The organism is Sphingobium sp. B7D2B (assembly GCF_025961895.1).
Classification (GTDB): domain Bacteria; phylum Pseudomonadota; class Alphaproteobacteria; order Sphingomonadales; family Sphingomonadaceae; genus Sphingobium.
In genome coordinates this window covers 1846057-1859510 of sequence record NZ_JAOQOM010000001.1, presented here as the reverse complement: position 1 = coordinate 1859510, position 13454 = coordinate 1846057, and the positions used below count along the sequence as shown (strand labels likewise).

Here is a 13454-nt window from a genome sequence, read left to right as displayed (position 1 = left end):
ATCCTCCAATTTGTACTAAAATGTCACCCTGCCCCGCTGCAGGGATGGCACAGCATATGAGGAGAGGCGCGCAATGACTTTGCCGATCGAAGACAGGCTCGGCCTGCAGGATCTTATCGCCAACTATAGCTGGGCGCTGGATACCGGCGATGTCGATGGGCTGGTCGCCTGCTTCACACCCGATGCGCGCATGGTGGAAGAAGTCTTCGAAGATCCCGACATATGGGAAGGCCATGAGGGCATTCGCGGCATTGCCGAGCATTATCGCAATGCGCCCGGCTTTCCGGGCCGACAGCATCATGTCACCCAGACGCAGTTCATGCCACAGCCGGACGGATCGGTGAAGATGCGCTCCTTCGCCTTCGTGACCGAGTGCGAGGGCGAACCGCCCTATCTGCTGCGCTTTGCCGGCTGGTATGACGACCATGCCGTAAAGGGTGCGCATGGGCGCTGGCTGTTCCATCGCCGTACGGTGCGCCTGTGGGATGGGGAAGTGCTGAAGAATTTTCCCGGCAAGGGCGAATGGGTGCCGCGCAAGCGCCCGGATTCGCTGGTCATCAAGCGGTAAGCCCGCCCGTCACCCCGCCTTCGCGCCGACCAGGGCCAGCACCCGGTCGGCATAGTCCGGGCGGCAGATCAGCAGATCGGGCATGTAGACATCGGCCTGATTGTAGCGCAGCGGCGTCCCGTCGATGCGCGAGCAATGCAGGCCATGAGCCAGCGCGACGGCGACGGGTGCGCAACTGTCCCACTCATATTGGCCGCCGCTGTGCAGGTAGATATCCGCCGCGCCGCGCACGACCGCCATCGCCTTGGCGCCGGCCGAGCCCATCGGGACCAGTTCGGCACCCAGCGCCTGCGCAACCGACAGCGCCTCGGGCGCCGGGCGAGTGCGGCTGACGACCATGCGGGGCGTCGCAGGTGCCGGCGGCACGGCGATGGGCCGGTCCGAGCGCATCACCAGCCCCATGTCCGGCAGGGCGACTGCGCCAAGGGTGGCCACGCCATCCACGGCAAGCGCGACATGGACCGCCCAGTCCGCCCGCGCCTCACCATATTCGCGCGTGCCATCGACCGGATCGACGATCCAGACGCGGGACTTGGCGAGCCGATCCTTTGTGTCGCGGCTCTCTTCGGAGAGCAGGCCGTCGTCGGGTCTCTCGCGTCCGAGGGCCTCGCACAGATAGGCATTGGCGAGCGCATCGCCCTCATCGCCGAGCGCCTTTCCTTCGAAGCGCGCTTCATCCCGCAAGGCGAGCAGCCGCCGGCCCGCTTCCTCCGCGAAGTGCGCGGCTAGCTCTGCGTCCGTCACAGATCCGGGCTCCACACGCCCACGATGCGCTCGACGATGAGGTCCGCCGCCTGCTCGGGCGTGAGGGCCTGAGTATCGATGCGGATTTCCGGCTTCTCGGGTGCTTCATAGGGGCTGTCGATCCCGGTGAAGTTCTTGAGTTCCCCGGCGCGGGCTTTCTTGTAGAGGCCCTTGACGTCCCGGCGCTCCGCCTCGGCCAGCGGGGTATCCACGAACACCTCGATGAACTCGCCGGCCGGCAGCATCGCGCGGACCATGTCCCGCTCGGCACGGAAGGGCGAGATGAAGGCGGTGATCACGATCAGCCCGGCATCGGCCATCAACTTGGTCACCTCGCCGACGCGCCGGATATTCTCGATCCGGTCGGCTTCGGTAAAGCCCAGATCCTTGTTCAGGCCATGGCGGACATTGTCGCCATCGAGCAGGAAGCTGTGGCGGCCCAGCGCGAACAGCTTCTTCTCGACGATGTTGGCGATGGTCGACTTGCCCGAGCCGGACAGGCCGGTGAACCACAGCACCGCAGGCTGCTGGCCCTTCTGCGCCGCATGGGCCTCGCGGCTGACATCCATCGCCTGCCAGTGGACATTCTGCGCCCGCCGCAGCGAGAAGTTCAGCATGCCCGCCGCAACGGTGGAATTGGTGATCTTGTCGATGAGGATGAACCCGCCCAGCGTGCGGTTCTCGGCATAAGGCTCGAACACGATGGCCTTGTCGGTCGTCAGCTCGGCGACACCGATGGCATTCAGCTCCAGTGTCTTGGCCGCCAGATGCTCCATGGTGTTGACGTTGACGACATATTTGGGCGGCTGCACCGTCGCGGAGACAGTCTGCGTGCCGATTTTGAGCCAATAGGCCCGGCCCGGTATCAGGGAGTCGTCGGACATCCACACGACGGTGGATTCGAACTGGTCAGCAGCCTGCGGCGGATTGTCGGCGGACGCGATCACGTCGCCGCGCGAACAGTCGACTTCATCGGCAAAGCAGAGCGTCACCGACTGGCCGGCAACGGCTTCGTCCAGATCGCCATCCAGCGTGACGATGCGCGTGACCGTGCTGGTCTTGCCCGAGGGCAGCACGCGAACGGCGTCGCCCGGCTTGATCGCGCCGCTGGCGATCAGCCCCGAGAAGCCGCGGAAATCGAGGTTCGGCCGATTGACCCACTGCACCGGCATGCGGAATGGGCGGGCCTGATCGGCGCTGTTGTCGACCTCGACCGTCTCCAGATAATCGACCAGCGTCGGCCCCTGATACCAGGGCGTGTTGGTCGAAAGGGTCGTGATGTTGTCGCCCTTGAAGCCAGAGATCGGCATGGGCACGAACTGCTCGATGCCGATCTCCTTGGCGAAGGCGGCATAATCCGCGACGATCTTGTCGAACACGGCGCGGTCGTAGCCGACCAGATCCATCTTGTTCACGGCCAGCACGATGTGGCGGATGCCGACAAGCTGCGCGAGATAGCTGTGCCGCCGCGTCTGGGTCAGCACGCCCTTACGCGCGTCGATGAGGATCACGGCAAGATCCGCCGTTGAGGCGCCCGTCACCATGTTGCGGGTATATTGCTCGTGACCCGGCGTGTCGGCGACGATGAACTTGCGCTTTTCGGTCGTGAAGAAGCGATAGGCGACATCGATGGTGATGCCCTGCTCGCGCTCGGCGGCGAGACCATCCACCAGCAGCGCGAAGTCGATCTCTTGCCCCTGCGTGCCGACGCGCTTGCTGTCGGCCTCCAGCGCGGCAAGCTGATCCTCGAAGATCATCTTGCTGTCATACAGCAGGCGCCCGATCAGGGTCGACTTGCCGTCATCCACGCTGCCGCAGGTGATGAAGCGCAGCAGCGACTTGTGCTGATGCTGCTCCAGATAAGCATCGATATCCTGCGCGATGAGGGCATCGGTCTGGTAGACCGGCGTCTCGAGGGTGGCGTCGGCCATCAGAAATAGCCCTCCTGCTTTTTCTTCTCCATGCTCGCGGCACCGCCATCCTTGTCGATGATGCGGCCCTGCCGCTCGCTGGTGGTGGTGAGCAGCATTTCCTGAATGACCTCCGACAGCGTGCTCGCCTCGCTTTCGACCGCGCCGGTGAGCGGATAGCAGCCCAGCGTGCGAAAGCGGATCGAACGCATCACCGGCTCCTCGCCGGGGCGCAGCGGGAAGCGCTCGTCATCGACCATCAGCAGCATCCCGTCGCGCTCCACCGTCGGGCGCGGCTGCGCGAAGTAGAGCGGCACGATGGGGATGCGATTGAGCTGGATATATTGCCAGATGTCCAGCTCAGTCCAGTTGCTGATCGGGAAGACACGGATGCTCTCGCCCTTGGCCTTCTTCGCATTGTAGAGGTTCCACAGCTCGGGCCGCTGGTTCTTGGGGTCCCAGCCATGGCTTGCGGTGCGGAAGGAGAAGATGCGCTCCTTGGCGCGGCTCTTCTCCTCATCGCGGCGCGCGCCGCCGAAGGCGACGTCGAAGCCGTAGAGATTGAGCGCCTGCTTGAGACCCTCGGTCTTCCACATGTCCGTGTGGAGCGGGCCATGATCGAACGGGTTGATGCCCCGCTCCTTGGCCTCGGGATTCTGGTAGACGAGCAGTTCCATGCCGCTTTCTTCCGCCATGCGGTTGCGCAGCTCGTACATCGCCTTGAACTTCCAGGTCGTATCGACATGGAGCAGCGGAAAGGGCGGCGGCGAGGGATAGAAGGCCTTGCGCGCCAGATGCAGCATCACCGCGCTGTCCTTGCCCACCGAATAGAGCATCACCGGCTTTTCCGCCTCGGCCGCCACCTCACGCATGATGTGGATGCTCTCGGCTTCGAGGCGTTCGAGATGCGTGAGCGTACGGGTCATGGAAAGTCCTGGACTGGATGGGCCGGTGGCATTGTCGATCAATCTTGGCCGATTAATCTGGCCACGCTGCTAGCCCAGCACCAGAGGTGGTGCAGCAAGCTTTTCCTACGATCCGCCACAGTTTGGCTTGGGCAGTCGCGCTTGAATCTGCGACTGCCCCGCAAGGAGCGGGCCCTTAAGCCTCTTCTGCCGCCTTCTTCTTGGCCGGTGCCTTCTTCGCGGCAGGCTTCTTGGCGGCGGCCTTTTTGGCTGGCGCCTTGGCGGTCGCGGCCTTCTTCTTGGTCGGTGCCTTCTTGCCCTTCTTCTTGGCCGGCGCGGCGGCCGCGCGCGCATCGATAAGCTGAGCCGCTTCCTCCAGCGTCAGCGCATCCGGCGCAACGCTTTTGGGCAGGGTCGCATTGGTGGTGCCATCAGTGACATAGGGGCCATAGCGGCCTTCCATCAGCTTGATCTCGGCCTCTGTGCGGGGATGTGCGCCCAGCACCTTGAGCGGCTCGGCGGCCTTGCGGGCGCCGCCGCGATTGGCAGCATCCGCCAGCTTGGCGACGGCGGCATTCATGCCCGTCTCGAAAATCTCCACGGTAGAGCCGAGCCGCGCATATTTACCCTCATGCGCCAGATAGGGGCCATAGCGCCCGAGGCTGGCCACGATCGGCTTGCCGGTCTCGGGATGGTCGCCGATCGTGCGCGGCAGCGAGAGCAGCTTGACCGCCCAGTCGAGCGTCAGTTCGCCATCCGGCAGATCCTTGGGGATCGAGGCGCGCTTGGCCTCCTTACCATTGCCCATTTCGACATAAGGCCCGAAGCGACCCGACTTGCGCAGGATAGGCTCACCGGTCTCGGGATGCTTGCCAAGCTCCTCGGGCCCGGTGTCTGCCTCGCCGCTGCCCCCGGGCTGGCCGAATTTGCGGGTGAACTTGCACTCGGGATAGTTAGAGCAGGCGATGAATGCGCCGAAGCGCCCACCGCGTAGCGAGAGGCGCCCGTCCGCACACAGCGGACAGGCGCGCGGATCGCTGCCGTCAGCCCGCTCCGGGAAGAGCATCGGCGCGAGAAATTCGTCCAGCTCCGCGGTGATCTCGGACGGCTTGCGATCCATGATCTCGACCGTCTTGGGCTTGAAGTCGCGCCAGAAGGCTTCCAGCACCGCCTGCCACTGGGCACGGCCGCCGGAAATCTCGTCCAGCTCATCTTCAAGACCGGCGGTGAACTCATAGGCCACGTAGCGCTCGAAGAAGCGCTCGAGGAAGGCCGTCAGCAGCCGCCCGCTCTCTTCAGCGAAGAACCGGTTCTTCTCGACACGGACATAATCGCGATCCTTGAGCGTCTGGATCGTCGAGGCGTAGGTGGACGGGCGCCCGATGCCCAGTTCCTCCAGCCGCTTGACGAGGCTCGCCTCGCTGTAGCGCGGCGGCGGCTGAGTGAAGTGCTGCTCGGCGCGCACGTCGCGCTTGGCCGGCTGGTCGCCTGCGGACATGGCGGGCAGCAGCTTGCTGTCCTCATCCGCCACATCGTCGCGACCTTCCTCATACAGGGCCAGGAAGCCGGGGAAGAGCACGACCTGCCCTGTCGCCCGCAGCGCGTGCTGGCCGGTGCCGTCGGTGAACTCGACCGCCGTGCGCTCCAGCCGTGCCGAGGCCATCTGGCTCGCCAGCGCGCGCTTGAAGATCAGATCATAGAGCTTGGCATGAACGCCCGAACCCACGCTCTCGCGCGTGAACTCGGTTGGGCGGATCGCCTCGTGCGCTTCCTGCGCGTTCTTGGCCTTGGTCTGGTACATGCGCGGCTTGTCCGGCAGATAGCCACCGTCATAGCGGTCCGCGATGGCCTTGCGCGCGGCGGAAATGGCGCTGCCATCCATCTGCACGCCGTCGGTCCGCATATAGGTGATCGCGCCATCTTCGTAGAGCTGTTGAGCGACGCGCATGGTTTCGTTGGCTGAAAGACCGAGCTTGCGCGCGGCCTCCTGCTGCAGCGTCGAGGTGGTGAAGGGCGGCGGCGGATTGCGGGTGGCCGGCTTGGTCTCGACCGAGGCGACCGTGAAGCGCCCGGCCTCCACATCAGCCTTGGCGGCCTTGGCGTCGCCCTCCTTGCCGATGGTCAGCCGGTCGATTTTCTCGCCGCGCCAGCGGACCAGCCGCGCCTCAAAGCTCTGCCCGGCCTGCTCCAGATCGGCCGTGACGGACCAATATTCCTGCGGCGTGAACGCCTCGATCTCGCGCTCGCGTTCGACGATGATGCGCAGCGCGACCGACTGGACGCGCCCGGCGGACTTGGCGCCGGGCAGCTTGCGCCACAGCACCGGCGAGAGCGTGAAGCCGACCAGATAATCCAGCGCGCGACGGGCGCGATAGGCATCGATCAGATCTTCATCGAGCGCGCGTGGCGCCTTCATGGCCTCCGTCACCGCGGCCTTGGTGATGGCGTTGAACGTCACGCGATCGACCAGCTTGGGCAGCGCCTTCTTGTTGCGCAGCACTTCCTGCACGTGCCAGCTGATCGCCTCACCCTCGCGATCAGGGTCAGTCGCGAGGATCAGACGGTCGGCCTTCTTGGCCTCGTCGGTGATCGCCTTGAGCTGGCGCGCCTTGTCGCCATAATTCTCCCAGGCCATCGAGAAGCCATCGTCGGGATCGACCGAGCCGTCCTTGGCCGGCAAATCTCGAACATGGCCGTAGGAGGCCAATACCCGGAAGTCGCCTCCCAGATATTTTTCGATGGTCTTGGCCTTGGCCGGTGATTCGACGATGACGAGTTGCATAGAGTTCCGCTAACGATCCTTACGTGTACGCGCGAGTCTGGAAACGGCTCGGCCGCAACGTCAAGCGAAATGCTCACGCGTCGACATCGGGCTTGTCGGCTGCCACATGCCGGCGGTGCCACGTCGCCTGCCGCCAGATATAGATCAGCACGATCAACAGGATGATGCCCGTCGACAGCGGCCCGAGGAACTGTTCGATATTGCTGAACCGCCGCCCGAGCACCCAGCCGGCGATCGCCAGGCCGGAGCTCCATGCCGCGGTGCCGACCGTCGACCAAACGAAAAAGCGGACCAGCCGCATCCGCAGAACGCCGGCGGGAATGGAAATGACCGAGCGAATGGTCGGGAGGACCCGGCCGATCATCACGATCGGCCCACCGAAACGGTGAAAAAGGCCCTGCGCGCGCTCGACTTCGGGCCAGTCGAGCGTCAGCCAGCGGCCATATCGCTCGATGAGGGGGCGGAAGCGACGCAGGCCGATCATCCGCGCCAGCGCATACCAGAACAGATTGCCGGCCATCGCGCCCGCCGTGCCGGCCAGGATCACGCCGCCCAGCCCCATACCACCCCGCGCGGCGAGCACGCCCGCGACCGGCATGATCACTTCCGATGGGATAGGGGGGAACACGGTCTCCAGAAGCATGAGCAGGAAGACGCCGAACAGGCCGGTGCTCTCCACGATATCAAACACCCAATCCTGCATTGAAAACTCCAGTCCAGCGCGCGTTAGCGTTAGGAGACGGGCGGATCTGCAACACGCAGACCCGCCCTGCCTCAACACCCATCAGCGCAAATAGTTGATGATCGCATAAACGCCGATGGCGCAGAGCAGAACAATTATCGATATCGCCGTATAGCCGAAGGGCGAAATCCGCTCGATATGATCCTTGTAGAAGCGCTCATAGCCCGGCCGCAGGTCATCGCGAGCGGACAGCATCGCGACATCGTAGGAGGAGGCCTCCTTGCGATACCAGTGGAGAAGGCGGCGCAAATCGTCCTCGGTCAGGTCGGGATATGCGGCGATCAGGGCCTCGATGCGCGTCTGCGCAGCGACAGCCCCGGAGTCGGGGGTCGTCAGTTGTTTCATGATAATTGTCCGAAGTTCGGGTGAGATAGGGCGCCGAGAAGGCGCGATTACCGAGCTTCAGACAGAGGGAGGCGGGCGTGGGCCTTGATTGCGGCGGGCCGCCTGACCGGGGGCTGGGTCAGTGCGGTCCAGGCGCGGGAAGAATTGGGGGACAGCCTCTATGCGCCCTGCCGACACGACGTCGGGCGCATCGGGGAGAGGCGGTAGCGCCTGATGCAGCTCCGCCTTGGTAAACTCGCTTCGCCCCGGTGGGACCAGCGCGACTTCAACGGTCGAAGCGCTGAAAGCCGAGCCGTTGCGCGGCTGGAATGTCGCGGCACCGTCGGGCCATGCCTGCACCGCGATGAGCGCAAGGAGCAACAAGGATAGCAGCCGGCGCATCATCGCGCTGGGCAGTCCTCGCCCCTGCCAGGCGGGCGGCGTGTCAGGCGATGCCACCTCAGGCAAGGCTCACCCGTCCCCCGGCATGGCGCTGCAGACGACCGGCAATCTCCAGCTCCAGCAGCGCCGTCTGCACGTTCGCCGGTGCTAAGCCGCTCTGCCGAATCAGTTCATCGACCGCCACCGGGCTGAGGCTGAGCAAGCCCGTCACGCGCTGGCGTTCCGCCTCCCCCAGATCGTCAGATGGCGGCTGCGACAGGAAGTCGCGCTGCCCCGAGCGCAGCGCGCGGGGATCGAGCGACGCGATCGCCTCCACGACATCCTGCGCGCTTTGCACCAGCGTGGCGCCGTCGCGAATGAGGGCATTGCAGCCATGGGCGCGCGGATCGGCCGGAAAGCCGGGCACGGCCATCACCTCCCGCCCCTCCTCGCCGGCCAGCCGCGCGGTCAGCAGCGAGCCCGAGCGCGGCGCAGCCTCGACCACCACCGTCCCCAGGCTCATCCAGGCGATGATCCGGTTGCGGGCGGGAAAGTGGCGGGCAAGCGGCTCAGCGCCGGGCGGCAGTTCGGTGAGCAGCAAGCCCTCGCGCGCAACCCGCTCCTGCAGATCGGCATTTTCCGGCGGGAAATTGACGTCGATGCCGGACCCGATCACCGCAACGGTCCGCGCGATCCCGGCCCCCTGATGCGCGGCGGTGTCGATGCCGCGCGCGAGACCGGAGACCACGACGATGCCGGCCTCTTGCAGGGCATGGGCCAGTTCTCGCGCAAATCGGCAGGCTGCGGCGGAGGCATTGCGCGCACCGACGATGGCGACACAGCGCTCAACGCCCAGCCCCGCGTTGCCCCGGGCGATGAGCACCGGCGGGGCACCTTCGGCCTGGCCGAGCAGAGCCGGGTAATCCGCCTCGCCCAGGAACAGATAATGCGCGCATAGCCGCTCGACCTGCGCGATTTCGGCATCGACGCTGTGGCGGTCACAGGGCTTGAAGCGGCGGTTTCCGCCGCGCGCGGCGAGATCGGGCAGCGCCTCCAGGGCGCGCCCCGCCGTGCCGAAGCGGGCCAGCAACTGCCGATACGCGACCGGGCCGATATTCGGCGTCCGGATGAGCCGCAGGCGATCGTGCCGATCTGCGTTGAGCGACGTCATGCGGCGCGGGAGCGTCCCACGCGCGGTTCCTCCCCACGCAGCAGGCGCGCGATGTTCAGCCGATGCCGCCACAGCACCACGAGCGCCATGCCGGCGATGGGCGCAGCCAGATCGGGCCGGCCGATCAGCAGCGCCCCCACCGGCGCACTGATGGCCGCACTCATGCCGCCCACCGAACTGATCCGAAACAGGGCCAGCGCGGCCAGCCAGACCGCCGCAAAGACCAGCCCGGCGATCCAGGACAGTGCAAGACATACGCCCAGCATCGTCGCCACGCCCTTGCCGCCGCGAAACCGCAGCCAGACCGGATAGCAATGCCCCACAAAGGCCATGACGCCGCCAATGGTGGCGCCGCTTAGGGCCATATCCCCGACCGGCATCAGCCACGCGCCGACCATCGCCGCAACGGCACCTTTCGCGCCATCCAGCAGGAGCGTCGCAGCCGCGAGGCCCTTGCGTCCGGTGCGCAGCACATTGGTCGCGCCGATATTACCGGAGCCGATCGCGCGCAGGTCCCCCGCCCCGGCCAGCCGCGTGAGAATGATGCCGAAGGGGATGGACCCCAGAAGATAGCCGACAAGCGCGACAAGGGCCGGCAACTGCCATTGCATGGACATTCTGCTCCTGTTTCGCCGGTGACCTTTGCGCAGCGGCGGGCGATCTTGCAAGCGGGGATCGCGTGCGAGGGCTCGGCGCATGGCGCGGACGGGCCCATCGCATGACTTTAATTTGCAACATTTCTGTCATCGATCCATCACAGGATCATGGCAGCGCAACCCGAGATGAAGACAATCGCGGTGTTCAGCCTCAAGGGAGGCGTCGGCAAATCCACCTTTGCCGTCAATCTGGCATGGGCCTCGGCAAGCCTCTCGGCGCGGCGGACATTGCTGTGGGATCTCGACCCGCAGGGCGCCGCGACCTGGCTCCTGGCCGCGCAGACGGAAACGCGCGACGCCGCCCGCGCTGTCTTCGCGCGGCAGCTGGAACCGGAAGACATCTGCCAGCCCACCGCCATCCCCGGCCTTGATCTCTTGGCCGCAGACATGTCCCTTCACGGTCTGGAGCGGCTGCTCTTCGATCTGGGTAAAAAGCGCCGGTTGGCGAAGCTCCTCTCGGGCCTCGCGCAGCGTTATGACCGTGTTATCCTGGATTGCCCGCCCGGCCTCACCGAGACGGCCGAGCAGGTGCTGCGGGGTGCTGATCTTGTCGTGGCCCCGGTGATCCCCTCACCGCTCGCGCGCAAATCGCTCGATGATCTGGCCAGCATCCTGATTCGGCGCGGCGGATGGCATCCCCCGATCCTGCCGGTGTTCTCGATGGTGGACCGGCGGCGCAAGCTCCATGCCGAGGCGCTCGAAGCCCATCCAGACTGGCCGATTGTCAGCTATTCCAGCCTTGTCGAGCAGATGGGCTTCCGGCGCGCGCCATTAGCCACCTTTGCAACTCAGAGCCAGCCGGCCGAGCAGTTCGCGATGATCTGGCAAGCCATCGAGCGGCGTCTCGCCAAGGGATGAGCCGAAGGGATTAGGCGACCTGCGTCGCTGAGCGACCAAACAGGCCGATGCTCTCGTCTCGCGACATGGGCCGGCCGAAATAATAGCCCTGGATCTTCGAGCATCCCAGCGCCCGGATGATGTCATATTCCCCCTCGGTCTCCACGCCCTCTGCGGTGGTCTCCAGACCCAGGCTGGTGGCCATCGCCACCACCGCGTTGATGATGGCGAGGCTCTCACGCTGGCCGCGAGCAGCCCCGTGAATGAAGCTTTGATCGACCTTGATGGTGTCAAACCTTGCGCGGGAGAGGTAGCCGAGCGACGAGTAGCCGGTTCCGAAATCGTCTAGCGAAAGCCGGATGCCCATTTTCGCCAACCGATCGAGCGCCTGAGACGCGCCCGTCTCCTCCTGCATGAACACGCTCTCGGTCACCTCCAGCTCCAACCGGCTGGCTGGAAGCCCGGACTGCGCCAGAGCTGCGCTGATCTGCGGGACGATCTCGGGATCGCACAATTGCTGGGCCGACACATTGACCGAGAGGCTCACCGCGTCGGGCCAGTGACAGGCTGTCTTGCACGCCGTCTCCAGCACCCAAGCGCCAAGGCGGGAGATCAGCCTTGTATCCTCGGCGATAGGAATGAAGCGGCTGGGCGGAATCGGCCCAAGCTGGGGGTGCGTCCACCGGCAGAGCGCCTCGAAGCCGATGACATGGCGGGACCGCGCGTTGACGATGGGCTGGTAGACCAAGTGAAATTCGCCGGCCTCGATTGCGTTGCGCAAAGCCAGTTCGAGATTGCGGCGCTCCTCCGCGTCGGCGTGCATCGATGCCGTAAAGCGCAGATGCTTGCCGCGCCCTGCCTCCTTGGCGCGATACATGGCCAGATCCGCGCTGCGCATCAGCATGTCCGCATCCGTGCCGTCCTGAGGTGCCATGGCCGAGCCGATGCTGGCGCCGATGAACAGCGTCTGCCCATCGAGCACATAGGGTCTGGACAAGACCTCGATGATCGCGCTCGCCAGCCGGTCGACATAGATGGGATCGGCCACCTCGCGCACGACCACCGCGAACTCATCGCCGCCAAGGCGCCCGCAGACTTCGTTGAGCGAGCAGACGCCGCGCAACCGTTCGGCAACCTGCGCCAGAAGCTGGTCGCCGACATGATGGCCCAGCGTATCGTTGACTGATTTGAACCGATCGAGATCGATCATCATGAAGGCGCACCGCGTCTGCCACGTCTGCGTGTCTTCGACGGATTTAGCCAGTTCCTCGCCCAGATTGAGGCGGTTGGGAAGATTGGTGAGCGTATCCAGCCGGGCCAGCTGCGAAATGCGCTCGTTCGTCTCCTTCTGTACCGTGATGTCGGAGCCGACGCCGCGAAAGCCCAGGAAATTGCCGGCCTCATCCAGCCGGGGAGATGCGGACAATGACCACCAGCGCCGCGCACCGTCGACCGTGCCGGACAGGCACAGGTCGGAAAAGGAGACGCGGTCCTTGAGCTTCTCGGCCAGCACATGAAGGGCCGGGTCGAAGTCCCCGTTCGTCCAGGTCGATCCCGCCAGCACCTGAAGGATGGACTGGCCGTCCACCTCTTCCACCGTCTTGCCGAGCATCCGCGCAAAGGCCGGGGAAACCCCGGTCAGGCGACGGGCGGTGTCGGTCTGCCACAGCACATCGGCCCCGTCGCGATCATGCTCGCGCAGCAGGAGACTGACGACCTCGCGCTTTTCGGCCAGCGCCTTGCTGGTCGAGACCTGCACGCCGAACTGGTGCGCCTGCCAGAGGCTTGTCGCCAAAGCGAGCAGAGCATAGATCGCCACGACACCCGCCAGAAAGGGATCGGCATGTCGCAGCATCATCCAGACGGTGCCCGCGCCGATCGACAGGATGAAGCCACTGGCGGACAATGGGGTGGACTGGAACGAAATGGCCACCGACGCCATCAGGCAGCAGGCGATGGTCCAGAATGTGACCACTTCTTCCGGCCTGGCTTCGCCGGTGAAGAGCACCATTGCGGCGACCCATATGGCGCCCTGCAGCCAGCAGATCGCGCCATGTCGCAACAATGCGGCCCGCGTCGCATCGGCATAATCCGACGCCACATTGACCCGGCGCAACCGCAGCAACTGCGCTTGTGAAATACCGAGCACCAACATCCAGACAACGAACATCCAGATATTGATATGGTTGTAAAACCGCGCGCCCACGAGCATGGCCGAAATGGCCGTGATCGTAGTGAAGAGCCCCAGCATCCGGTCTGCGGAGCGCAACTGGCTCCCGCATACAAGGCGCCCCTGCGCCCCGGGAAGCGGGCGGAATCCGCACAACAAGCCGAGCGAAACGACTTCCGTGGCGGGCGCTGCGCGCTGGTCTGGGACGGTTGAACGCTTGGTCACGGCGCGGTCATATCGCGCGCAGGTTATCAACCCGCAAGC

The 13454-nt window shown here is 65.2% G+C and carries 11 protein-coding genes; 2 read left to right on the top strand and 9 right to left on the bottom strand.

Annotated elements, in window-relative coordinates:
• Window positions 1-73: 73 nt before the first annotated feature.
• Window positions 74-568, top strand: a complete 495-nt coding sequence (locus tag M2341_RS08475; protein ID WP_264584927.1) for a nuclear transport factor 2 family protein — start codon at window positions 74-76, stop codon at window positions 566-568.
• 9 nt (window positions 569-577) lie between these two features.
• On the opposite strand, the gene M2341_RS08470 is transcribed toward M2341_RS08475, so the two are convergent.
• The 8 genes from M2341_RS08470 to plsY form a co-directional block, all read right to left on the bottom strand.
• A complete protein-coding gene (locus M2341_RS08470) occupies window positions 578-1312 on the bottom strand; it encodes a 3'(2'),5'-bisphosphate nucleotidase CysQ (protein ID WP_264584926.1) in 735 nt (244 codons plus the stop codon).
• The gene (gene cysN / locus M2341_RS08465) at window positions 1309-3243 is read right to left on the bottom strand and encodes a sulfate adenylyltransferase subunit CysN (RefSeq protein ID WP_264584925.1); all 1935 of its coding nucleotides are present in this window, start codon (window positions 3241-3243) and stop codon (window positions 1309-1311) included. The genes M2341_RS08470 and cysN overlap by 4 nt, the downstream gene beginning before the upstream one ends.
• Window positions 3243-4148, bottom strand: coding sequence for a sulfate adenylyltransferase subunit CysD (gene cysD / locus M2341_RS08460; protein WP_264570150.1), 906 nt, complete (start codon window positions 4146-4148; stop codon window positions 3243-3245). The genes cysN and cysD overlap by 1 nt, the downstream gene beginning before the upstream one ends.
• A 175-nt stretch (window positions 4149-4323) precedes the next feature.
• Entirely contained in the window at window positions 4324-6909 is a 2586-nt protein-coding gene (gene topA, locus M2341_RS08455) for a type I DNA topoisomerase (protein WP_264584924.1), read from the bottom strand.
• Between the two features lie 73 nt (window positions 6910-6982).
• Window positions 6983-7612, bottom strand: a complete 630-nt coding sequence (locus tag M2341_RS08450) for a DedA family protein (RefSeq protein ID WP_264584923.1) — start codon at window positions 7610-7612, stop codon at window positions 6983-6985.
• Window positions 7613-7693: 81 nt separating this feature from the next.
• Complete coding sequence (locus tag M2341_RS08445) at window positions 7694-7996, bottom strand: hypothetical protein (protein WP_264584922.1); 303 nt, start codon at window positions 7994-7996, stop codon at window positions 7694-7696.
• 439 nt (window positions 7997-8435) lie between these two features.
• A complete protein-coding gene (dprA, locus tag M2341_RS08440) occupies window positions 8436-9527 on the bottom strand; it encodes a DNA-processing protein DprA (protein ID WP_264584921.1) in 1092 nt (363 codons plus the stop codon).
• The gene (gene plsY, locus M2341_RS08435) at window positions 9524-10144 is read right to left on the bottom strand and encodes a glycerol-3-phosphate 1-O-acyltransferase PlsY (protein ID WP_264584920.1); all 621 of its coding nucleotides are present in this window, start codon (window positions 10142-10144) and stop codon (window positions 9524-9526) included. The genes dprA and plsY overlap by 4 nt, the downstream gene beginning before the upstream one ends.
• Window positions 10145-10291: 147 nt before the next feature.
• Between plsY and M2341_RS08430 the strand changes: the two genes are divergently transcribed.
• Window positions 10292-11041, top strand: coding sequence for a ParA family protein (locus M2341_RS08430; protein WP_264584919.1), 750 nt, complete (start codon window positions 10292-10294; stop codon window positions 11039-11041).
• A 10-nt stretch (window positions 11042-11051) separates the two neighbouring features.
• Here the strand turns inward: M2341_RS08430 and M2341_RS08425 are convergent, their stop codons facing one another.
• A complete protein-coding gene (locus M2341_RS08425; protein WP_264584918.1) occupies window positions 11052-13415 on the bottom strand; it encodes a putative bifunctional diguanylate cyclase/phosphodiesterase in 2364 nt (787 codons plus the stop codon).
• Between the last annotated feature and the right edge of the window lie 39 nt (window positions 13416-13454).

Excerpts from the sequence above, each read along its gene's own strand:
- plsY (WP_264584920.1), bottom strand. The coding sequence starts at position 10,144 with ATGTCCATGCAATGGCAGTTGCCGGCCCTTGTCGCGCTTGTCGGCTAT.
- M2341_RS08475 (WP_264584927.1), top strand. The coding sequence starts at position 74 with ATGACTTTGCCGATCGAAGACAGGCTCGGCCTGCAGGATCTTATCGCC.
- M2341_RS08430 (WP_264584919.1), top strand. The coding sequence starts at position 10,292 with ATGGCAGCGCAACCCGAGATGAAGACAATCGCGGTGTTCAGCCTCAAG.
- M2341_RS08445 (WP_264584922.1), bottom strand. The coding sequence starts at position 7,996 with ATGAAACAACTGACGACCCCCGACTCCGGGGCTGTCGCTGCGCAGACG.
- cysN (WP_264584925.1), bottom strand. The coding sequence starts at position 3,243 with ATGGCCGACGCCACCCTCGAGACGCCGGTCTACCAGACCGATGCCCTC.
- topA (WP_264584924.1), bottom strand. The coding sequence starts at position 6,909 with ATGCAACTCGTCATCGTCGAATCACCGGCCAAGGCCAAGACCATCGAA.
- M2341_RS08450 (WP_264584923.1), bottom strand. The coding sequence starts at position 7,612 with ATGCAGGATTGGGTGTTTGATATCGTGGAGAGCACCGGCCTGTTCGGC.
- dprA (WP_264584921.1), bottom strand. The coding sequence starts at position 9,527 with ATGACGTCGCTCAACGCAGATCGGCACGATCGCCTGCGGCTCATCCGG.
- cysD (WP_264570150.1), bottom strand. The coding sequence starts at position 4,148 with ATGACCCGTACGCTCACGCATCTCGAACGCCTCGAAGCCGAGAGCATC.